At 65.9% G+C, this 19,401-nt stretch carries 21 protein-coding genes and 1 tRNA gene; 16 read left to right on the forward strand and 6 right to left on the reverse strand.

The features are described 5' to 3' along the window. Nucleotides 1-954, reverse strand: a complete 954-nt coding sequence (locus tag LMF57_RS04495) for a MoxR family ATPase (protein WP_208082515.1) — start codon at nucleotides 952-954, stop codon at nucleotides 1-3. Nucleotides 955-998: 44 nt separating this feature from the next. Between LMF57_RS04495 and LMF57_RS04500 the strand changes: the two genes are divergently transcribed. Then, entirely contained in the window at nucleotides 999-2,840 is a 1,842-nt protein-coding gene (locus tag LMF57_RS04500) for a glycosyltransferase family 39 protein (protein ID WP_208082516.1), read from the forward strand. A 22-nt stretch (nucleotides 2,841-2,862) separates the two neighbouring features. Here LMF57_RS04500 and LMF57_RS04505 read toward each other — a convergent pair whose 3' ends face one another. Further along, nucleotides 2,863-3,435 carry a Maf family nucleotide pyrophosphatase gene (locus tag LMF57_RS04505; RefSeq protein ID WP_117309671.1) on the reverse strand — a complete coding sequence of 191 codons (573 nt, stop codon included), beginning with the start codon at nucleotides 3,433-3,435 and terminating at the stop codon, nucleotides 2,863-2,865. Between the two features lie 114 nt (nucleotides 3,436-3,549). Between LMF57_RS04505 and LMF57_RS04510 the strand changes: the two genes are divergently transcribed. From LMF57_RS04510 to LMF57_RS04575, 14 genes are all read left to right on the forward strand, one after another. After that, on the forward strand, nucleotides 3,550-4,059 hold the full coding sequence (locus LMF57_RS04510; RefSeq protein ID WP_049465184.1) for a YceD family protein: 510 nt from the start codon (nucleotides 3,550-3,552) through the stop codon (nucleotides 4,057-4,059). A 107-nt stretch (nucleotides 4,060-4,166) separates the two neighbouring features. Continuing rightward, nucleotides 4,167-4,361 carry a 50S ribosomal protein L32 gene (rpmF, locus tag LMF57_RS04515; protein WP_025879386.1) on the forward strand — a complete coding sequence of 65 codons (195 nt, stop codon included), beginning with the start codon at nucleotides 4,167-4,169 and terminating at the stop codon, nucleotides 4,359-4,361. A 91-nt stretch (nucleotides 4,362-4,452) separates the two neighbouring features. After that, nucleotides 4,453-5,430, forward strand: coding sequence for a beta-ketoacyl-ACP synthase III (locus LMF57_RS04520; protein WP_049465181.1), 978 nt, complete (start codon nucleotides 4,453-4,455; stop codon nucleotides 5,428-5,430). Between the two features lie 73 nt (nucleotides 5,431-5,503). Further along, nucleotides 5,504-6,286 carry a hypothetical protein gene (locus LMF57_RS04525; protein ID WP_032977357.1) on the forward strand — a complete coding sequence of 261 codons (783 nt, stop codon included), beginning with the start codon at nucleotides 5,504-5,506 and terminating at the stop codon, nucleotides 6,284-6,286. Between the two features lie 137 nt (nucleotides 6,287-6,423). Further along, the gene (gene fabD / locus LMF57_RS04530) at nucleotides 6,424-7,368 is read left to right on the forward strand and encodes an ACP S-malonyltransferase (RefSeq protein ID WP_025874079.1); all 945 of its coding nucleotides are present in this window, start codon (nucleotides 6,424-6,426) and stop codon (nucleotides 7,366-7,368) included. Nucleotides 7,369-7,450: 82 nt separating this feature from the next. Continuing rightward, the gene (fabG, locus tag LMF57_RS04535; protein ID WP_117309674.1) at nucleotides 7,451-8,194 is read left to right on the forward strand and encodes a 3-oxoacyl-ACP reductase FabG; all 744 of its coding nucleotides are present in this window, start codon (nucleotides 7,451-7,453) and stop codon (nucleotides 8,192-8,194) included. Nucleotides 8,195-8,346: 152 nt separating this feature from the next. Next, a complete protein-coding gene (acpP, locus tag LMF57_RS04540; RefSeq protein WP_025874077.1) occupies nucleotides 8,347-8,586 on the forward strand; it encodes an acyl carrier protein in 240 nt (79 codons plus the stop codon). A gap of 145 nt (nucleotides 8,587-8,731) precedes the next feature. Further along, a complete protein-coding gene (gene fabF / locus LMF57_RS04545; RefSeq protein ID WP_025874076.1) occupies nucleotides 8,732-9,994 on the forward strand; it encodes a beta-ketoacyl-ACP synthase II in 1,263 nt (420 codons plus the stop codon). A gap of 92 nt (nucleotides 9,995-10,086) precedes the next feature. Then, nucleotides 10,087-11,451 (forward strand): aminodeoxychorismate synthase component I, encoded by a 1,365-nt coding sequence (locus LMF57_RS04550; protein ID WP_117309675.1) that lies wholly within the window; start codon nucleotides 10,087-10,089, stop codon nucleotides 11,449-11,451. Nucleotides 11,452-11,622: 171 nt separating this feature from the next. Next, nucleotides 11,623-12,684, forward strand: a complete 1,062-nt coding sequence (gene mltG, locus LMF57_RS04555; protein WP_229290978.1) for an endolytic transglycosylase MltG — start codon at nucleotides 11,623-11,625, stop codon at nucleotides 12,682-12,684. After that, on the forward strand, nucleotides 12,681-13,346 hold the full coding sequence (tmk, locus tag LMF57_RS04560) for a dTMP kinase (RefSeq protein ID WP_049467276.1): 666 nt from the start codon (nucleotides 12,681-12,683) through the stop codon (nucleotides 13,344-13,346). The genes mltG and tmk overlap by 4 nt, the downstream gene beginning before the upstream one ends. Then, on the forward strand, nucleotides 13,343-14,299 hold the full coding sequence (locus LMF57_RS04565) for a DNA polymerase III subunit delta' (protein WP_229290980.1): 957 nt from the start codon (nucleotides 13,343-13,345) through the stop codon (nucleotides 14,297-14,299). The genes tmk and LMF57_RS04565 overlap by 4 nt, the downstream gene beginning before the upstream one ends. Continuing rightward, on the forward strand, nucleotides 14,296-14,649 hold the full coding sequence (locus LMF57_RS04570) for a PilZ domain-containing protein (RefSeq protein ID WP_025874071.1): 354 nt from the start codon (nucleotides 14,296-14,298) through the stop codon (nucleotides 14,647-14,649). Before LMF57_RS04565 ends, LMF57_RS04570 begins: the two co-directional genes overlap by 4 nt. Before the next feature lie 114 nt (nucleotides 14,650-14,763). Continuing rightward, nucleotides 14,764-14,838, forward strand: a tRNA-Val gene (locus tag LMF57_RS04575). Nucleotides 14,839-15,149: 311 nt separating this feature from the next. Here LMF57_RS04575 and LMF57_RS04580 read toward each other — a convergent pair. Then, a complete protein-coding gene (locus LMF57_RS04580; RefSeq protein WP_205420734.1) occupies nucleotides 15,150-15,785 on the reverse strand; it encodes an SMI1/KNR4 family protein in 636 nt (211 codons plus the stop codon). After that, complete coding sequence (locus LMF57_RS04585) at nucleotides 15,782-16,852, reverse strand: NucA/NucB deoxyribonuclease domain-containing protein (protein ID WP_117309679.1); 1,071 nt, start codon at nucleotides 16,850-16,852, stop codon at nucleotides 15,782-15,784. Before LMF57_RS04585 ends, LMF57_RS04580 begins: the two co-directional genes overlap by 4 nt. A 396-nt stretch (nucleotides 16,853-17,248) precedes the next feature. On the opposite strand from LMF57_RS04585, the gene smqnr reads away from it, so the two are divergent. After that, the gene (gene smqnr, locus LMF57_RS04590) at nucleotides 17,249-17,896 is read left to right on the forward strand and encodes a SmQnr family pentapeptide repeat protein (protein ID WP_117309680.1); all 648 of its coding nucleotides are present in this window, start codon (nucleotides 17,249-17,251) and stop codon (nucleotides 17,894-17,896) included. 15 nt (nucleotides 17,897-17,911) lie between these two features. Here smqnr and LMF57_RS04595 read toward each other — a convergent pair whose 3' ends face one another. Both LMF57_RS04595 and LMF57_RS04600 read right to left on the reverse strand, forming a co-directional pair. Then, on the reverse strand, nucleotides 17,912-18,598 hold the full coding sequence (locus LMF57_RS04595; protein WP_117309681.1) for a methyltransferase: 687 nt from the start codon (nucleotides 18,596-18,598) through the stop codon (nucleotides 17,912-17,914). An 87-nt stretch (nucleotides 18,599-18,685) separates the two neighbouring features. Further along, the gene (locus LMF57_RS04600) at nucleotides 18,686-19,384 is read right to left on the reverse strand and encodes a glutathione S-transferase family protein (RefSeq protein WP_229290981.1); all 699 of its coding nucleotides are present in this window, start codon (nucleotides 19,382-19,384) and stop codon (nucleotides 18,686-18,688) included. Nucleotides 19,385-19,401 lie beyond the last annotated feature (17 nt).

The raw sequence follows: 19,401 nt of genomic DNA on the forward strand, positions 1-19,401 counted from the left end.
TCAATCGACCGCGACGGTCTGCAGGATCGCCCGCGCCAGCGCCGGCCCCGTGCTGGACTCGGCCTCGCCCACCAGGCGATGGCCGGCCACCGCCACGAACAGGGTCTGCACGTCTTCCGGCACGACGTGGCCACGGCCAAGCAGCAGCGCATGTGCCTTGGCCGCGCGAAGCAGGGCCAGCCCGGCACGCGGCGACAATCCGACGCGTACGCCAGCGTGCTGGCGGCTGCGGGTCAACAATGCCTGCACGTAGTCCACCAGCGCGTCACTGACATGCACCTGGCCAACGGCCTCGCGCAGTGCACGTACCTGGGTGTCGTCCAGCTGCGGCAGCGCGCGGGCGATCAGGTCGCGACGATCGGTGCCGCGCAGCAGCTCACGTTCCGCCTGCGCGCTGGGGTAGCCCATCGCCAGCCGCAGCAGGAAACGATCCAGTTGCGAGTCGGGCAACGGGAAGGTGCCCGACAGATCCACCGGGTTCTGCGTGGCGATCACGAAGAACGGATCGGGCAGGGCATGTGTCTGACCGTCGAGGGTGACCTGCTGCTCGGCCATCGCTTCCAGCAGGGCGCTCTGCGTGCGCGGGGGCGCACGGTTGATCTCGTCGGCCAGCAGCACGTGGGTGAACACCGGCCCGGGATGGAACTGGAACTGGCGGCTGCCGGCGTCGTACACCGATACGCCGAGCACGTCGGCCGGCAGCAGGTCGGAGGTGAACTGCACGCGCTGGAAGCTCAACCCCAGGCTGCTGGCCAAGGCATGGGCCAATGTGGTCTTGCCGAGACCAGGCAGGTCTTCGATCAGCAGATGGCCGCCAGAAAGCAGGGCGACGAAGGCCAGCCGCACCTCATGCACCTTGCCCAGCACCAGCGTGTTGACCTGGTCCTGCGCATTGCGCAGGGACTGACGCAGTTGATCGGTTAGCATGCTGGGCATGGGGGACGAAGCTGTCATGATCGTCTCAAGTTCGGTAACCGGTCGATTCTATCCATACATCAATGCAGGGCGAACAGCGCGCACGTACGATTTTTCTCTGGTTATGGACGCTCGTCACAGCGGCCAAGCTGGTCGTGGCCGCACGCCTGCCGTTGTTCGTCGATGAGGCGTTCTACTGGCAGGAAGGCCAGCATCTGGCTGCGGCCTATTCGGATCTGCCAGGGCTGACGGCCTGGTTGACCCGGTTGGGTGTGGAGCTTGGCGGCCAGCATGTGCTTGCGCTGCGGCTGCCGTTCCTGGCCATCGGCGCACTGCTGCCGCTGCTGGTATCGCGCATTGCGGCGCGCTGGTTCGGCAATGTTGCCGGTTGGCAGGCCGGCAGCTTGACGTTGCTGATGCCGTTGTCGGCCACGCTGGGCCTGCTGGCCGTACCCGATGTGCCGATGGCGCTGGCGGCGGTGCTGTGCCTGGACGCCGGCGCACGCCTGCTGCGCAACGTCGACGCCTCCTCGGCGGTGAAGCTGGCGCTGGGCCTGCTGATCGGTGCGCTCAGCCACTATCGCTTCATCGGTGTGATCGGCGTCGGCTTCATTGCCCTGCTGGCGCTGCCGCAGGGCCGGCGCATGCTGGCCGACCCGCGCGTCTGGGTGGCCTTGGCCGTTGGTGTCCTGGCATGGCTGCCGCTGTTGGCCTGGAATGCCGACAATCACGATGCTGGACTGAAGTTCCAGGTAGTCGAGCGCCACCCGTGGGCATTCGAGTGGCGCGGCCTGTGGTTCCTGGTGATCCAGCCGATGCTGGTGACGCCCGTCCTGTGCATTGCGATGTGGAAAGTTGCGCTGGCCGGCACCCGCAACGGCGGTGGTGCGCGCGCGCAGTGGCGCTATTTCGGCCTGGTCGGTGGCGTATCGACGCTGGGCATCTTCGCCCTGGGCTTCTTCACCGATGTCGAACGCATCAGCTTCCATTGGCCGCTGCCGGGTTACCTGGCCCTGCTGGTGGCGGTGCCGGTGATCCTCAACGGCTGGCCACGCTGGTTGCGGCGTACCGGCTGGTGGCTGGCCGGGCTGGGCATGGTGCTGGCCTTCGGCTATTACCTGATGGCGTCCTCGTCATCGCTGCGCGAGCAGTTGGCCGGCGACAAGTACTACCCGCGCAACTTCGCCGGCTGGCAGCCGCTGGCGGCTGCGGTTCGCGAAGAACTGCAGCAGATGCCGGAAGGCAGCCGTGTGCTGGCCGGCAACTTCAAGGTGGGCGCCGAACTGGGCTTCCAACTGGGCCGTGGTGACATCGACGTGCTGCCCCATCCGCTCAACGACAAGCACGGCCGTACCGCGCAGTTGGCGCAATGGGGACAGGTGCATGAAGGCGAGCGCGACGTGCCGATGCTGCTGGTGCTGTCGCCCAGCGATCAGCGTTTCCGCGATCTGCTCACCCGTTATCACGCCATCTGCGAACAGGTCGGGCCGTTGCCACCACCGCGTGTGGTCAGCAGCGATCACGGGTTCCAGCGCTTCCTGCTGTTCCGCCTGCCGGTGCAGCGCGCGCAGGGGCCATGCGTAGCACCTGCACTGGCCTGGCTGGACACCCCCTCCAATGGAGAGGTGGTGAACGGGACGCTGGCGATCAAGGGCTGGGCGTTCAAGGAGGGCGTTGGCCTGTCGCGGGTTGAGGTGCTGGTGGATGGTCGTTCGATGGGCGATGCCAGCTATGGGCGGGTGTTCGATATCCGCCACGCCTGGCCGGACAGCACTGACCCGCAACACCCGGCTGTCGGCTTCGATGCAACGCTCGATACCACGACGTTGGCACCGGGAAAGCACTGGCTGGGCCTGCGCCTGCACGGTCGCGATGGCAGCGTGGAGCAGTGGCAGGAGCAGCCATTCGTGGTGGGCAAGCGCTGAGGCAGCGTGCCTCGTGCCGGGGTTAGGGCACCGCGAATCCGGCCCGGCGCAACAAGCTGCACAGCGCGATCAGCGGCAGCCCGATCAGCGCCGTGGGGTCTCGGTTGTCGATGGCCTCGAACAGGCTGATGCCCAGGCCTTCGCACTTGAAGCTGCCGGCGCAGTCCAGCGGCTGTTCGATGGCCACGTAGCGGGCGATCTCCGATGCCTGCAGCGCGCGGAAGCGCACCTGGGTCATATCCATTGCCGAAAAGGATTCTCCGTCACGGGTGAGACTGATGGCCGTATGGAAGCGCACTGTCTGCCCGGACATCGCCGCCAGCTGCGCGCAGGCGGCCTGCACCGTGCCCGGTTTGCCCAGCGGCTGGCCGTTCAGGTCGGCCACCTGGTCCGAGCCGATCACCCAGCTGCCGGGATGGCGGGCGGCCACGTCGGCCGCCTTGGCGCCGGCCAGGCGTGCCGCCAGCGCCAGCGGCGCTTCGTCGGCCTGCGGGGTCTCATCCACCTGCGGGCGTGCGCAGTCGAAGGGCAGGCCCAGCCGTTCCAGCAGATCGCGGCGGTAGCGGGAAGTGGAGGCCAGGACCAGGGCAGGCATGCGGGAATTCCGGGGGCGGGACGCGAAAGTCTGGCCCGGTACCGCCAGCCACAGCAAGCCTTTCGTGGCAGTCATTTGACACACGACCGGCCGATCCTTAATATTCGGCGGCTTATGTCCGCGAACGTGCCCGAAACGCTGGATGCCTGGCGGATGGTCGTAGCGCGAAGGCGCTTCGACGGTCAGGTAGCCCTGGCTGAATTGACTCGCCTGCAGGGGCTTGTCGCCGATACCGAGGGTGAGTGTAATTACTCGCTCGAATTCGGTCGCGACGAGATCTTGCGGGTATCCTATGTGGAACTGACCATCGATACCGCGTTGCCGCTGACCTGTCAGCGCAGCATGCAGCGTTTCCTGTTGCCGGTGAAGATGACCCAGAGGCTTGGCCTGATCCGCGACGAGGACGAGGAATCGTCCTTGCCGGAGGAATACGAGGCGTTGCTGGTGCCGGAAGATGGCCAGCTGCGTCCGTTGGACCTGGTCGAAGACGAACTGGTGCTGGCGGTGCCTGTGGTGCCGCTGTCGCCGGACGGCGAGGCAGTCGACAAGGACTGGGCGCCGACCGAAGAAGAAACTGAAAAGGCCAATCCGTTCGCGGCGTTGGCGGCATTGAAGAAACAATAGCAGCCGGTTGTCGTCGGCGGCTGCGGCGAAAGCGAAAAGTGTGCTGGGCGCTGGCGTCCTGTGCGACGAAACGACGAAGCAAAACGAACCGAGTTTGGAGCAATCCCATGGCTGTCCAGAAATCCCGTGTTACCCCGTCCCGTCGTGGCCAGCGTCGTTCGCATGACGCCCTGAGCGCCAAGCAGCTGTCGACCGACCCGACCACCGGCGAAGTGCATCTGCGTCACCACATCACTGCTGACGGTTTCTACCGCGGCAAGAAGGTCATCCAGACCAAGTCTTCGGCTGTCCAGGAAGACTGATGTGCCGGAGGGTCGCTGCCCGCTGGGCAGCGGCCTTCGCCTTCTTTCCCGGGCACGCCGGTGAACGGCGGCTCGTGCAACAGGAAACATGATGAGCAAGCGGATCTACTCGAGGATCGCGGGCACCGGTAGTTATTTGCCGGAAAAAGTCCTGACCAATGCCGACCTGGAAAAAATGGTCGAGACCTCGGACGAGTGGATCCAGACGCGCACCGGTATCCGTGAACGGCACATCGCTGCCGAAGGCGAAACCACCAGTGATCTCGGCTACCAGGCCGCGCTGCGTGCGATCGAAGCGGCCGGTATCGACGCTTCGCAGCTCGACATGATCGTGGTCGGTACGACCACTCCCGATCTGATCTTTCCCTCCACCGCGTGCCTGATCCAGGCCAAGCTCGGTGTGAGCGGCTGCCCCGCTTTCGACGTCAACGCGGCCTGTTCGGGCTTCGTGTTCGCGCTCAGCGTGGCTGACAAATTCATCCGCTCCGGTGATGCCCGCCATGTGCTGGTGATCGGCGCGGAAACCCTGACCCGCATCGTCGACTGGGAAGACCGCACCACCTGCGTGCTGTTCGGTGATGGCGCGGGCGCTGTCGTGCTCAAGGCCGACGAAGAAACCGGCATCCTCAGCACCCACCTGCATTCGGATGGCAGCAAGAAAGAGCTGCTGTGGAATCCGGTCGGCGTTTCGGTCGGTTTCGGTGAAGGCAACAACGGTGGCGGCACCATCAACATGAAGGGCAACGACGTGTTCAAGTACGCCGTCAAGGCGCTGGACTCGGTCGTGGACGAAACCCTGGATGCCAACGGCCTGACCAAGTCCGACCTGGACTGGCTGATTCCGCACCAGGCCAACCTGCGCATCATCGAAGCCACCGCCAAGCGGCTGGAGATGTCGATGGACCAGGTCGTGGTCACTGTCGACAAGCACGGCAATACCTCGTCCGGCTCGGTGCCGCTGGCACTGGATGCTGCCGTTCGTTCCGGCAGGGTCGAGCGCGGCCAGCTGCTGCTGCTGGAAGCCTTCGGTGGTGGCTTCACGTGGGGTTCGGCCCTGCTGCGCTATTGATAGTGCAAGTTACGACAACGTGAAACCGTCGTTACGGCCCCTCTGGGGCCGTAATGCGTTGAAGGAGACCGTCATGGTTGAGCCCATCGTCATCGAAGGGCAGCGCGCCTGGCTGAAGCAGTACGGCGAAGGAAGCCGGGCCGTGGCCCTGGGCCTGCTCAATTTTGTTGCCCGCCGGTTCCATCTCGATGCGCTGCGCCCGCCGCCGCACCGCGGTGGCGACGCCGCGCGCGAAACCGAGGCCCGCCGGCTGGCGGAACTGCAGGCGCAGGGCGTGAACGTGCCCGCGGTGATCGGCAGCGGCCATGCCGCGCTGGTGATCGGCGACAACGGCAGCTCGTTCAATACCTGCCTGCGCGAGGCCGACGATGCCGGTCGCGATCGCCTCGTGGCCGCGGCAATGCAGGCCATCGCCGAAGCACACGCACGTGGCGCCTATTTCGGCCAGCCGTTGCCGCGCAACCTCACCTGGGATGGCCAGAATGTCGGTTTCATCGACTTCGAAGAAGATCCGCTGGAAGTCATGGACCTGGCCGAAGCGCAGGCGCGTGACTGGCTGATGTTCGGCTACGGCGTGGCCAAGTACTACGCTGATCGCCCCGAAAGCCTGCAGGCGATGATGGCCGAGGCGATGAACGGGGTGCAGGCACCGGTACGCGCGCATGTGCACGCCGTCAGCGGCCGTCTGCAGCGCTTGGCGCGGGTGTGCATGAAGCTGGGGCGCTCGGCGCGTGCGCTGGCCCACTCCATCTTCATCACCCATGGCGCCACCACGCTGGGCCTGCTGATGGTGGTCGGCCTGTGCATGGACTGGTTCGCCGACGGCGAGCTGGACATCCTGCAGCTGCTCTGCTGATGGCGGTCCGCCGGGCCATGCCCGGCGGACCCCGTGTCGCGGCACTGTCCATACGGCGTGCATACGCGCACGTACAGACGACACGGCATGTTCCCCCTTATCATGGCCCGCTTCGATTGCAACAAGCGGATGACCGCGTGACCGTATCCACCCTCGCTTTTGTCTTCCCCGGTCAGGGCTCGCAGTCTGTGGGCATGCTGGCCGAGCTGGCCGAACTGCACCCGCAGGTGCGTGAGGCCTTCACCGAGGCATCCGATGGTGCCGGCGTTGACCTGTGGGCGTTGTCCCAGGGCGGCCCGGAGGAAATGCTCAACCGTACCGAATACACCCAGCCGGCCCTGCTGGCCGCCAGCATCGGCGCGTGGCGCGCCTGGAACGCCGTGGGCGGTCCTCGTCCGTCGGTTCTGGCGGGCCACAGCCTGGGTGAGTACACCGCCCTGGTCGCCGCTGGCGCCCTCAGCCTGCACGACGGTGCGCACCTGGTGCGCCTGCGCGGCCAGCTGATGCAGGACGCCGCTCCCGCAGGTGTTGGCGCGATGGCCGCCGTGCTCGGCGCTGAAGACCAGCTGGTGCTGGACGTCTGCGCCGAAGCCGCCGGCAGCCAGGTGGTCGTTCCGGCCAACTTCAACTCGCCGGGCCAGATCGTGATCGGCGGCGACGCTGCCGCGGTCGACCGCGCGCTGGCGCTGCTGGCCGAGAAGGGCGTGCGCAAGGCGGTCAAGCTGGCCGTCAGCGTGCCCTCGCACACCCCGCTGATGCGCGAAGCCGCCAACCGTCTGGCCGAAGTGATGGCCGGCCTGTCCTGGCAGCTGCCGCAGCTGCCGGTGGTGCAGAACGTCGACGCCAAGGTGCACGACGGTGTGGACGCGATCCGCGCCGCGCTGGTGCAGCAGCTGTACCAGCCCGTGCAGTGGACCGGCTGCGTGCAGGCGCTGGCCGCCCGTGGCGTCACCCGGATCGCCGAATGCGGCCCGGGCAAGGTGCTGACCGGTCTGGTCAAGCGCATCGACAAGGCCATCGACGGCCGTTCCCTGGCCACCCCGGGCGACTTCGAAACCGCCCGCGAGACGTGGTCGGCCTGATTGCCCCTGTTCCTGCCGACCGTGCCGGTGGCCGCTGCAAGCGGCGCGGGTGCTGCGGCCGCCCCAGCCTGAGGAAAACATCATGAGCAAGCCCCTGCAGGGTGAAATCGCACTGGTTACCGGTGCCAGCCGTGGCATTGGTGCCGCCATCGCCGATCTGCTGGCCGCCCAGGGCGCCACCGTCATCGGCACCGCCACCACCGAGTCCGGCGCCGCCGCGATCGGCGAGCGCCTGGCTGCCCACGGCGGTCACGGCCGCGCGCTGAACGTCACCGACGCCGCTGCGCTCGATGCCGTGCTTGACGGTATCGCCAAGGAATTCGGCCCGATCTCGATCCTGGTCAACAACGCCGGCATCACCCGCGACAACCTGCTGATGCGCATGAAGGAAGACGATTGGGCGTCGATCATCGACACCAACCTGACCAGCGTGTTCCGCACCAGCAAGGCCGTCATGCGCGGCATGATGAAGGCGCGCAAGGGCCGCATCATCAACATCGCCTCGGTGGTGGGCGTGACCGGCAACGCCGGCCAGGCCAACTATGCCGCCGCCAAGGCCGGCATCATCGGTTTCTCCAAGTCGCTGGCCAAGGAAATCGGCTCGCGCGGGGTCACCGTCAACGTGGTCGCGCCGGGCTTCATCGACACCGACATGACCAAGGCGCTGCCGGAAGAAGCGCGTGCCGCGCTGATCGGCGACATCGCCCTCGAACGCCTGGGTTCGCCGGAGGACATCGCCCATGCGGTGGCCTTCCTGGCCAGCCCGGCTGCCGGCTACATCACCGGCGAAACTCTCCATGTGAACGGCGGCATGTACATGCCGTAAGCAAGGGGCGCAGGGATCGCGCCGCAAGTGGTTGATCTGCGAGGATTTTTGCTGCAATGCAAGGTCACGCCGGTTTCCACTACACTATCCCACGGCCATCGCCTTTGATGGCGACCACTTTTGAACCACTACTCCATCTGGAGCGATATCCCATGAGCACCATCGAAGAACGCGTCAAGAAAATCGTCATCGAACAGCTTGGCGTCAAGGAAGAAGAAGTCACCAACAGCGCATCGTTCGTCGATGACCTGGGCGCTGACTCGCTGGACACCGTCGAGCTGGTGATGGCGCTGGAAGAAGAATTCGAGTGCGAGATCCCGGACGAAGAAGCCGAGAAGATCAGCACCGTGCAGGCGGCGATCACCTACATCACGGCCCACGTCAAGGCCTGATGCAGGACGTCAGTGCGCGTGCGGGCGTTGAGTCCGGCGCGCACGACACCCCATGGGGCCGCTGTTTGCGGCCCCGTGTGTTTGCGCACCACACCGAAGTAAACCGCGTTACCCGCAAAGAACGTTCGGGTCAGGAGAATCAGCAATGAAGCGTCGCGTCGTCGTAACCGGCCTGGGTATGGTCTCGCCGTTGGGCAATGATCTGGCCAGCAGCTGGGAAGGCATCACCCACGGTCGTTCGGGCATCGGTCCGCTGACCAACGTTTCTGATGCCTACCTGGAACGGTTCACCACCAAGATCGCAGGTGAGGTCAAAGGCTTTGACATCACCGCCGACAACGAACTGTTCGGCAAGTACCGGGTCAGCGGCAAGGATGCCAAGAAGATGGACCCGTTCATCCATTACGGCCTCGGTGCCGCGTTCATGGCCCTGCATGATTCGGGCCTGGAGATCACCGACGCCAATGCCGACCGCATCGGCGCCATCGTTGGCGCTGGCATCGGCGGCCTGCTCGGCATCGAAGAGCAGACCATCGAATTCCACGAAGGGAAGAAGATCTCTCCCTTCTACGTGCCCAAGACCATCATCAACATGCTGCCGGGCCAGCTGAGCATCATCAGCGGCCTGAAGGGCCCGTCGTTCTCGGCGGTCTCGGCGTGCGCCACCTCCAACCATTCCATCGGCACCGCCATGCGCATGATCCAGTACGGCGATGCGGACGTGATGGTGGCCGGCGGTGCAGAGCGCGGCTCCTCGCCGACGGCGCTGGGCGGCTTCTGCGCGATGAAGGCAATGAGCACCCGCAACGATGCTCCGGAACAGGCCTCGCGCCCGTGGGACAAGGACCGTGACGGCTTCGTGCTGGGCGACGGCGCCGGCATCCTGATCCTGGAAGAGTACGAGCACGCCAAGGCGCGTGGCGCGAAGATCTATTGCGAGCTGGCCGGTTTCGGCGCCAGCTCCGACGCGTACCACATGACCGCGCCGAGCGAGAACGGCGAAGGCGCTGCGCGCTGCATGACCATGGCCATGAAGGACGCCGGTGTCACCCCGGAACAGGTCGGCTACCTCAACGCACATGGCACCTCGACCCCGCTGGGCGACCTCGGTGAGACCATGGCGATGAAGACCGCCTTCGGCGACCACGCCTACAAGATGATGGTCAGCTCCACCAAGTCGATGACCGGCCACCTGCTCGGCGCTGCCGGCGGCGTGGAAGCGATCTTCTCGGTGCTGGCAATGCGTGACAACGTGATTCCGCCGACCATCAACCTGCAGCAGCCGGGCGAAGGCTGCGACCTGGACTACGTGCCCAACGAAGCACGCCAGGCCAAGGTCGACGTGGTGATGTCGAATGGTTTTGGTTTCGGCGGCACCAACGGCACGCTGATCTTCAAGCGCGTCTGATCGCACCAGTAGGGTCGAGCCATGCTCGGCTCCGCCAACCACGAGGCCGCCGCAAGGCGGCTTCCGTGTATCCGTCTCCCGAACTGGCTGCCATGACCCACTCCCCGCTGATCCACCCGCTGCCGCACCCGATCGACCTGCTGGCCCTGCAGCAGCGCGACCCGGTGCGTTTCCCGCTGCTGATGGAGTCCACCGCCGCAGGCACCGCCCAGGGCCGCTGGAGCCTGCTGCTGGCCGCGCAGGGCGACACCCTGCAGCTGGACGCCGATGGCCAGGTGCGCGACCAGCACGGCGCGGTGCAGCCCGGCAGCTTCCTGCAGGCGCTGGACCGCGCATGGCAGGCACAGCGGTTGCCGCACGACGGCGGCCACGCGCTGCCGTTCCGCGGTGGCTGGGCGTTGATGCTCGATTACGAAGTGGCCAGCCAGGTCGAACCGGTGCTGCCGGCGCGCGCGCGCGATGACGGCCGGCCGACCGCACTTGCCCTGCGCTGCCCGGCCGCCGTGCTGCATGACCACCAGGCCGACACCAGCTTCCTCGTTGCCGAAGCGGGCGAGCAAGCGCTGCTGGACTCGCTGGTCGCGCTGGTAGCGGGTGAACTGCCGCCGGCCGGGCAGGGCTGGCAGCCGCCGCAGTCGGTCAGCGAAGACGAACCACAGCGCTTCACCGAGGGTGTGCGCCGGGTGATCGACTACCTGCGCGCCGGCGACGTGTTCCAGGTGAACCTGTCGCGGCGCTGGAGCGCGCACTTCGCAGCACCGGTCAGCCCGCAGGCGCTGTACGCGCAGCTGCGGCGGGCCAATCCGGCGCCGTTTGCCGGCCTGTTCAGTGCGTACGGCCGGCATGTGGTCAGCTCGTCGCCGGAACGGCTGGTGTCGGTGCATGGCGGCCACGCACAGACCCGCCCGATCGCCGGCACCCGTCCGCGCTTCGAGGGCGACGACGATGCCGCGCGCATCCAGGAACTGGTCGGCCATCCCAAGGAGCGCGCCGAGCACGTGATGCTGATCGACCTGGAGCGCAACGATCTGGGCCGCATCTGCCTGCCCGGCACGGTCGTGGTGGACGAGCTGATGACCGTGGAAAGCTACGCCCACGTGCACCACATCGTCAGCAACGTCAGCGGCCAGCTGCGCGCGGACGTCACCCCGGGCGAGGTGATCGCCGCGACCTTCCCCGGCGGCACCATCACCGGCTGCCCGAAGGTGCGCTGCATGCAGATCATCAGTGAGCTGGAGCAGGTGCCACGCGGCGCGTACACCGGCGCGTTCGGCTGGCTGAACCGTGATGGCGACCTGGACCTGAACATCCTGATCCGCACCGCCGAAGTGGACGGCAGCGAGGTCAGCTTCCGTACCGGTGCCGGCATCGTGGTCGACTCGGACCCGGACAAGGAACTGGACGAAACCCGGGCCAAGGCCCGCGGCCTGCTGCGGGCGCTGGGGCAGCAGGGTTGACCGATTGCCGCCGCCGGGCATGGCCCGGCGCTACCAGGAGGGAGACGCCACGGTAGCGCCGGGCCATGCCCGGCGGTAGATCCACGCCATGCGTGGATGAGTGCCCCCGGTCATGACCCCACACCACCGGCACGGTATCCTGCACGACGGAATCGAGTTCAGAGGTAGTCCATGGCGGGAGCCAAGCGCGGGTGTCTGTTGGTGGTAACGCTGCTGCTGGTGCTGGCCGCCATCGTGGCCGGCGCGGGCGCGTGGTTCTTCTACAAGCAGAGCCAGTTTGCCGACGTGCCGTTGACCCCCAGCGCGGACAGCGTGGTCATCGCCAGCGGCGATGGCATGAACAGCGTGCTGCGCAAGCTGCGCGAGGCCGGCGTGGACGAGGGCCAGGACACCCAGTGGCAACTGCTGGCGCGCCAGCTCGACGCGGCCGGCAAGCTGAAGGTGGGCGAGTACGCGCTGAGCAAGGGCCTGACCCCGCGCGAGCTGCTGCTGCGCATGCGCGCGGGCAAGGTGCTGCAGCACCGCGTCACCATCATCGAAGGCTGGAACATCCGCCAGCTGCGCGCCGCGCTCAAGCGTGCCGATCCGCTGCTGCACACCACCGACACCCTCGATGACGCAGCACTGATGGATCGCCTCGGTTTCGCCGGCCAGCATCCGGAAGGCCGGTTCCTGCCGGAAACCTACGTCTACCAGCGCGGCGACAGCGACCTGGACGTGCTCAAGCGTGCCCACGGCGCGATGGAGAAGGCGCTGGACGAGGCCTGGGAAAGCCGCGCCCCGGATCTGCCGATCAACACGCCCTACGAGCTGCTGACGCTGGCGTCGATCATCGAAAAGGAAACCGCGCTGGCCAGCGAGCGACCGCAGATTGCCGGCGTGTTCATGCGCCGCCTGAAGATCGGCATGCGCCTGCAGACCGATCCGACCGTGATCTACGGCATCGGCGCGGCGTACGACGGCAACATCCGCCGCCGCGATCTGACCACCGATACGCCCTACAACACCTACACCCGTTCTGGCCTGACCCCGACCCCGATCGCCATGCCCAGCCGCGACGCGCTGATGGCCGCCGCACAGCCGGCACCGGGCGATGCGCTGTACTTCGTCGCAGTGGGCGATGGCAGTGGTGCGCACGTGTTCTCGCCGAGCCTGGACAAACACAACGCCGCCGTAGCCCGCTACCTGCAGCAGCTGCGCCAGCAACGCACCCAGGAGACCCCGGCGCAATGAGTTCCGCGCTGCTTCGCCATCCCCGTTTCGTCAGCCTGGAAGGCGGCGAGGGCGCGGGCAAGACCACCGCCATCAACGCCATCCGCGAGTGCCTGCGCCGTCACGGCCATGAGGTCGTGTTGACCCGCGAGCCCGGTGGCACGCCGCTGGCCGAGCGCATCCGCGGCCTGGTGCTGAAGCCCGATGCCGAGATCGCCGCCGAGCCGCTCAGTGCCGAGGCTGAGCTGCTGCTGGTGTTCGCCGCACGCGCGCAGCATGTGCGCCAGGTGATCCAGCCAGCACTGCAGCGCGGTGCCTATGTGCTCAGCGATCGCTTCACCGATTCCAGCTATGCCTACCAGGGCGGCGGCCGCGGCCTGGACCCGCAGTGGATCGCTGACCTGGAGCGCCGCGCCGTTGGCCTGCTGCCCGGTTTGACCCTGTTGTTGGACGTGGACGTGGCCGTCGGCCGCGCGCGTGCCAACGGCCGCGACCTGTGGCCGGACCGCATCGAAAGCGAGCAGGACGATTTCTTCCAGCGCGTGCGTGAAGTGTTCCGCAGCCGTGCGCAGCAGGACCCGCAGCGCTTCGCGCTGGTCGACGCCGGGCAGGTGCAGGAGCGCGTGGCCGCCGATGTGGTTGCGCGTGTCGAGCGCTGGCTGCAGCAAGGGGAGGGCGCATGAGTACGTTCTCGCCCTGGCAGCAGCGCGCGTTCGAGCAGACCGTGGCTGCGTTGGATGCGGATCGACTGGGCCATGGCCTGTTGATCTGTGGCCCGGCCGGGCTGGGCAAGCGGGAGGTGGCCCTGGCGCTTGCCGACCACGTGCTGGCACGCGGGGATGGCGCGCATGCCACCCGCACCCGGCAGCTGATTGCCGCCGGCACGCATCCCGACCTGCAGCTGATCAGCTTCATTCCGAACAAGAGCGGCGACAAGCTGCGCACCGAGATCGTGATCGAGCAGGTGCGCGAGATCACCAACAAGCTGGCGCTGACCCCGCAGTACGGCGTGGGGCAGGTGGTGATCGTCGACCCGGCCGATGCCATCAACCGTTCGGCCGCCAATGCGCTGCTGAAGACCCTGGAAGAGCCGCAACCCGGGCGTTACCTGTGGTTGATCAGCAGTGACCCGGCGCGCCTGCCGCAGACCGTGCGCAGCCGCTGCCAGCGCCTGGAATTCAAGCTGCCGCCGCGCGAGGAAGCGCTGGCCTGGCTGCAGCAGCAGGGCCACAGCGAAGCGGCCGCGCGTGAGGCACTGGATGCGGCACGCGGCCATCCCGGGCAGGCCGACAACTGGCTGCGCGAAGATGGCCTGAGCCTGCGTCGCGACGTCAGCCGTGAGCTGGAACAGCTGGCCGCCGGCAAGACCGGCGCGGTGGAGCTGGCGCAAAAGTGGTGTGCCGATGACAACGCGGCGCTGCGCCTGCGCTTCGCTGCCGACCTGGCGCTGGCCCAGGCCAGCACCGATGCCTTGACCACGCCGGAGCGATTGCACAAGCTTGCAGCCTGGTTCGATGCGGCCAACCGCACCCGCGACCTGCTGCGCACCACCGTGCGCGCAGACCTTGCGGTGGTCGAGTTGCTGCTGGCCTGGAACAAGGTGAACGAGCGGCCTGCCGCAAGGGGAAATCGATGAGTGCCAGCAACGCCCGCCAGGGCATCCTGTCCCTGGCAGTGAAGGACAAAGCCGCGCTGTACAGCGCGTACATGCCGTTCGTGAAGAATGGCGGCATCTTCGTGCCCACGCCCAAGCGCTACTTCCTGGGCGACGAGGTGTTCCTGCTGCTGACGTTGCCCGATTCCAGCGAGCGCCTGCCGGTGGCCGGCAAGGTGATCTGGGTGACTCCGGCCGGTGCGCAGGGCAACCGCACCGCCGGCATCGGCGTGCAGCTGGCCGATGGCCAGGAAGGCGAGACCGTGCGCCACAAGATCGAAACGATCCTGGCCGGCCTGACCGGTTCGGACAAGCCGACGCATACGATGTGATTCCGGTAGCGCCGGGCCATGCCCGGCGGCCTCTGGAAACGCGCGTGAACACGAATGTGAAAACTGTTGACGGTCTCTGAAAAGCCCCTATAATGAGCGGCTCAGCAACACACCGGGCGGTTAGCTCAGCGGTAGAGCATTGCCTTCACACGGCAAGGGTCACAGGTTCGATCCCTGTACCGCCCACCAAATAGATCACCTGATTTTTCAGGTGACATGAAGAAGCCGGCCTTGAGCCGGCTTTTTCGTGTGTGCAGAGTAAGTGCATCGAGGGCGTGCGGGCTCCAGGAAGCCGATGACTCGCCGTCAGGCGAAAATCGCACTCTTCAACCCGCCTTGGCCCGCTCGGACTTCTTCGCTAGCGGGAAGGCTTGCGAATCCATGACCAGGCACGTGATGGGGTTTGATCATCCGCTCAACTTCCACCTCTATGCATCCTCGGTGATTGCGTAGCGGAGTCAGTTGAGAAGTGCACCCTCCCGAAGGAGGGTGCTTCAGCGCTACAGAGTGGAGTTGCTTTCCTCCAACATCAGATGCCCAAATGAGGCGTACCAATCGATATCGACACGGCTGTAGACATGCGCATCGCATTCATTCAGCGCTGTGGAGTGATAGGTATCCAGCAGGAAGAAGTCATCGCCCATCTGCGGCGTGCCACTTACCTGTATGGCGCGGTCCAGGTGGTACTGGAACGCATCCACCACCGGATCTACAACCAGTTCCCGACGGATCTGCACGATCTCCTCGTTGTCCTGCCCGAATGGGCGGATCAGTTCGACGGGCAGCAGGATGTCCACGAAGCGTCCCGGCAGCGCGAAGCCATTGCTGACCTTCAGGAAGTCGCGATAGCTTTTTGGCAATCTGACCCCCAGGCGTTTCTCCGCATCAACAATGGCCTGCTCGCTGGCGCCGGGTACACCACACCAATCGATGGTTCCGGTGAGTGCGCGCCGAGCGACGTCTGCCAGCGGACTGTCCGGGTACTGCTCGGCGAAGGGTTGCATGCCCATGTCGAAATGAGGTGCAGCAAGCCGTTCCTCCAGTGTGGAAAGGATTCCTTGATTGAGCTGCGTGAGTAGGTCGAGCCACTCATCTACGTCAGCTGGTGCCTTCAGGTGCTTGGTCTGCCCGTTCATGGGGTGATCCTCAGCCAGAATTCCTCGCCGTCGATGATGCGGTCGGTTCCACAGTAGAACTCGCCCAGTTTTCCGCCAACGCGGCGGTTGTCCGAGGAGTCAAGATATCGGACGGACATCTGATCTTCCTGTACGAGACTCGCACCCTGATAGGTCGATGCGAAGGGGTACTCATCGCAGTCCTTGCCAGCACCTGGCTGACCTGGAAACCTCTGCTCGCAAAGCGTTTTGCTTGTGTTCCTGTTCGCCCTTCTTATTTCATTGCTTCGCACACGAGTCATTGCCTTCCCCCGCAGTGAAGCATCAGGATCCCAGCGTCCGATGTTGTTGGGCAGTGCGGCCTGCGCCGCAAGAATATGAGCAGCGGATTCATCAACATCCGGGTCCGAAAGGCTGAGCTCCAGAACGCCCGGATAATCCGCGTGCCGGCAGCCGGAGTGACTGTTTGCCAGCCTCTCGCATCGCACTTCCGGCGCCGACATCTCGATCAGCGTCTGCTCCACGTTGAACCGGGTCAGGATCAGCTGCGTGTTCTGGCTGGTCCGCCCGTCGTCGGTGTCCATGCTCAACGTTGCGGTGAAGTCATAGGTACCCTGACCTCCGAGGCCGATCATCTGGAACTGCTGCTTGTCGGTGCAGCTGCCACAGAACAGGAAGGGCGCCATCGTCAGTCCCCTGGATGCCTCGCCCAGAACATCCTGGATCACCACGCGCACACGGTGCGTCCACGTGGTACCTGTGCGTGGAAGGTAGGCGTAGTCATACATCGTGACGTCCGAATACTCCTCTGCGCCGATGTCGGTGTTGTAGGACACGTAGCGCGCCGTGCGCTTGATGCAGTAGTGGCGCCGTGACCCCGCAGCGTCCTCTTCGTCCTTGTCGGTGGCGTCCTTGCACAGCTCCTCGAACGGCGGTTCGTCATTGCGCATGTCCGCTTCATAGCGGTCAAGCTCTGCGTAGGACAGGGTGGCGATCATCTGTGCATCGCTCGGGCAGTCATCGTCCTGCCTGGCATGCGCTGTAAACACGCACAGCGCTGCGGCCAGGGCCAGTGGCGTTGGTTTCATCGGGGCTCCTCGTGTGGGACAGGTCGCCGGCGGGGAACATGCCGGTGCCCCTTGATGCGCCTGCCGGCACGTGAAGGAGGGTAGGGATACTTCGCTCCTCAAACCGGGCGTGATGAATGGCACGGCCCGGATGTGGCGCTGATCACTGACCTTGGCGAGGGCGGTGGTGTTGATCGGTGCGAGCCGGGGTCAACGCGACAGCTGCATGACCTGGGTTGACGCCCGCAGAGGATCCACGCGAGGCATGGCGATGAATCCGTCAGAGAGGTTCAGCGGCCCACGCGCTTCGCTTGTACACATCCCGGCTGCAGCTGTCGTGAACCGGGGTGTCTGCGGGTTCTACCGCATGTCCGTCGGACGCGGCATCATGTCGCGGCACCCGTCACGGAACCCTGCATGTCCGCCACTGTTCACCACAAGCTGCGCATCGGCGTGGATCAGTTCACCGGCCAGAAGGTGGTCGACCAGCAGTTCCATGACTGTGATTTCTCCGGCGCGGACCTCACTGCCACCGAGTTCGTCAACTGCGGTTTCTACGACGCCGACACGCGTACCGGGTGTCGTTTCAGTGGCGCCACGTTGAAGGAAGCCAGCTTCCGCCAGTGCGACATCAGCCTGTGCAACTTCAACTTCATCAAGGCGCTGGGACTGGAAATCAGCGAGTGCCGCGCGCAGGGCGCCGATTTCAGCAACGCCGGTTTCATGAACCAGGTCACCACGCGCAGCTGGTTCTGCAGTGCCTTCATCAAGAAATCCAACCTGCGCTATGCCAACTTCTCGCGGGTGACGTTGGAGAAGTGCGAGCTGTGGGAAAACCGCTGGGACGGAGCCAACGTGAGCGGCGCCAGTTTCGCAGGGTCGGACCTGTCCGGCGGCCAGTTCGAGGGCATCGACTGGAATGCGGCCAATTTCACCGATTGCAACCTGACCGGTTCGGAGCTGGGTGAACTGGACCTGCGCAGCACCAACCTGCGTGGCGCCACCCTGGACGTGCAGCAGGTGGCGCTGCTGATGCAGCGCATCGGTATTACCGTGGTGCCCTGAGTCCGCCTCGCAACGCTACGCCGGTGTGGCCGGCACCTGGGCCACCCATCCCTTGAAACTGAAACCGGCGTAGAACAGTTCCACGTTCTCGAAGCCGGCCTCCTGCAGCAACGCCACTTCCTGCTCGGGCGAGAGCAGTGGCAGGCGCTCGGCGATGGCAGCGACCGCGCGCTGCGCATCGGCACGGGGAACGCCGGAGGCTTCGGCGAACGCGGCGTAGCGCTGCAGCCAGCGATGCTTGCCGTCTGCGTCCTGCGGCACGCTGTGGTGGGCCACCACCAGCGGCGCGCCCGGGCGTAGTCGTTGCCGCAGCTCGCGCAGCGTGTGCAGGCGCTGCGCGGCATCGAGGAAGTGCAGGGTCAGCAGGCAGCTGGCTCCATCGAAGCGCAGGTCCGGGGCATCGTCGATGTAGCCTTCCAGCAGTTCGACGCGTGCGTTCAACGGACCCAGTGTCTGCTCGGCCAGGGCCAGCATCGGCGCGGCGGGGTCCACGCCCAGCAACTGCCAGCCCGGCTGCGCTTCGGCGAAGGCTTTCAGCTCCAGCCCGCCCCCGGCACCGAGCACCAGCACGCGGCCGTGTGCAGGCACGCGCTCGGCCAGCAGCAGGCGGCTCATCTGCTGCAACGCGAGGAAGCCAGGCACCTGGCGCAGTGGCGCTTCGGCATAGCGGGCCACTGCCTGCGGATCGGAGAACGAGGACATGCGCGGATTCCTGCGGCAGGGGACAGGCCACTGTAGCAAGGCGCGCAAGAGGCATTGCGCGTCGCTGCCGCACAGTCAGGACCGGGCTCAGGCCGTGGCGGCCTCAAGCACGTCGTGCAGTTGCACCTCGCCGAGGAAGCCGCCGCTGCTGGCTGCCGGTCGCTGCGTTTCGATGGCGTGGGCGAACTGCACGCCGGCGTCGTCCTGCAGGCGCTCGAACAGCTGCTGCACCCTGGGGAACTCGCGGCGGTCGACCACCTGGTGATAGTCGTTCCAGCGGGCGATGCCGGCGAAGTAGGCGTCGGCGAAGCTGCGTTGCTCGCCCAGCAGCCACGGGCCGCTGCCAATCATCTGCTCCAGCGCTTGATGGCTGTGGCGTATCTTGTTCGTGCCATAGGCGCGCAACGCCTCGCCTTCCTCGCCCTCCGAGTGTTCCAGCGCGTGCCAGAGCGGGGCATAGGCGCCGAAGAAGCTGGTGTTGAGATAGGCCAGCCGATGGTTGAGGCGATCGAAGCCGGCTGTGCCCTGGGTGAAGCCCAGTCCTTGAGCGACGCCCTGTGCAGCGAGGTGGTTGAGGATGGCCAGACTCTCACTGAGGAATTCGCCATGGGCGGTACGCAGGGTTGGGGTTTCGCCCAGTGGATTGAGGCGGCGGTAGTCTTCGCCCTGCACTTGGCCTGGCATATCGATGCGGCACAAGTGGTAAGGCTGGCGCAGCCATTCCAGGGCGACGATGGAGCCGAACGAGCAGCCCGAGGGTACGCCGTAGAAGAGGATCGGGGTCATGGCAGGTTTCCGGTTCA

The organism is Stenotrophomonas sp. SI-NJAU-1, assembly GCF_020883215.1.
Taxonomy (GTDB): Bacteria; Pseudomonadota; Gammaproteobacteria; order Xanthomonadales; family Xanthomonadaceae; genus Stenotrophomonas; species Stenotrophomonas indicatrix.

Coding starts and splice junctions, on each gene's coding strand:
- LMF57_RS04505 (WP_117309671.1), bottom strand. CDS start 3,435: ATGCCTGCCCTGGTCCTGGCCTCCACTTCCCGCTACCGCCGCGATCTG.
- acpP (WP_025874077.1), top strand. CDS start 8,347: ATGAGCACCATCGAAGAACGCGTCAAGAAAATCGTCATCGAACAGCTT.
- fabF (WP_025874076.1), top strand. CDS start 8,732: ATGAAGCGTCGCGTCGTCGTAACCGGCCTGGGTATGGTCTCGCCGTTG.
- fabG (WP_117309674.1), top strand. CDS start 7,451: ATGAGCAAGCCCCTGCAGGGTGAAATCGCACTGGTTACCGGTGCCAGC.
- LMF57_RS04580 (WP_205420734.1), bottom strand. CDS start 15,785: ATGAACGGGCAGACCAAGCACCTGAAGGCACCAGCTGACGTAGATGAG.
- LMF57_RS04570 (WP_025874071.1), top strand. CDS start 14,296: ATGAGTGCCAGCAACGCCCGCCAGGGCATCCTGTCCCTGGCAGTGAAG.
- rpmF (WP_025879386.1), top strand. CDS start 4,167: ATGGCTGTCCAGAAATCCCGTGTTACCCCGTCCCGTCGTGGCCAGCGT.
- LMF57_RS04495 (WP_208082515.1), bottom strand. CDS start 954: ATGACAGCTTCGTCCCCCATGCCCAGCATGCTAACCGATCAACTGCGT.
- LMF57_RS04525 (WP_032977357.1), top strand. CDS start 5,504: ATGGTTGAGCCCATCGTCATCGAAGGGCAGCGCGCCTGGCTGAAGCAG.
- tmk (WP_049467276.1), top strand. CDS start 12,681: ATGAGTTCCGCGCTGCTTCGCCATCCCCGTTTCGTCAGCCTGGAAGGC.
- LMF57_RS04550 (WP_117309675.1), top strand. CDS start 10,087: ATGACCCACTCCCCGCTGATCCACCCGCTGCCGCACCCGATCGACCTG.
- LMF57_RS04600 (WP_229290981.1), bottom strand. CDS start 19,384: ATGACCCCGATCCTCTTCTACGGCGTACCCTCGGGCTGCTCGTTCGGC.
- LMF57_RS04565 (WP_229290980.1), top strand. CDS start 13,343: ATGAGTACGTTCTCGCCCTGGCAGCAGCGCGCGTTCGAGCAGACCGTG.
- LMF57_RS04500 (WP_208082516.1), top strand. CDS start 999: ATGCAGGGCGAACAGCGCGCACGTACGATTTTTCTCTGGTTATGGACG.
- mltG (WP_229290978.1), top strand. CDS start 11,623: ATGGCGGGAGCCAAGCGCGGGTGTCTGTTGGTGGTAACGCTGCTGCTG.
- smqnr (WP_117309680.1), top strand. CDS start 17,249: ATGTCCGCCACTGTTCACCACAAGCTGCGCATCGGCGTGGATCAGTTC.
- LMF57_RS04595 (WP_117309681.1), bottom strand. CDS start 18,598: ATGTCCTCGTTCTCCGATCCGCAGGCAGTGGCCCGCTATGCCGAAGCG.
- LMF57_RS04585 (WP_117309679.1), bottom strand. CDS start 16,852: ATGAAACCAACGCCACTGGCCCTGGCCGCAGCGCTGTGCGTGTTTACA.
- LMF57_RS04520 (WP_049465181.1), top strand. CDS start 4,453: ATGAGCAAGCGGATCTACTCGAGGATCGCGGGCACCGGTAGTTATTTG.
- LMF57_RS04510 (WP_049465184.1), top strand. CDS start 3,550: ATGTCCGCGAACGTGCCCGAAACGCTGGATGCCTGGCGGATGGTCGTA.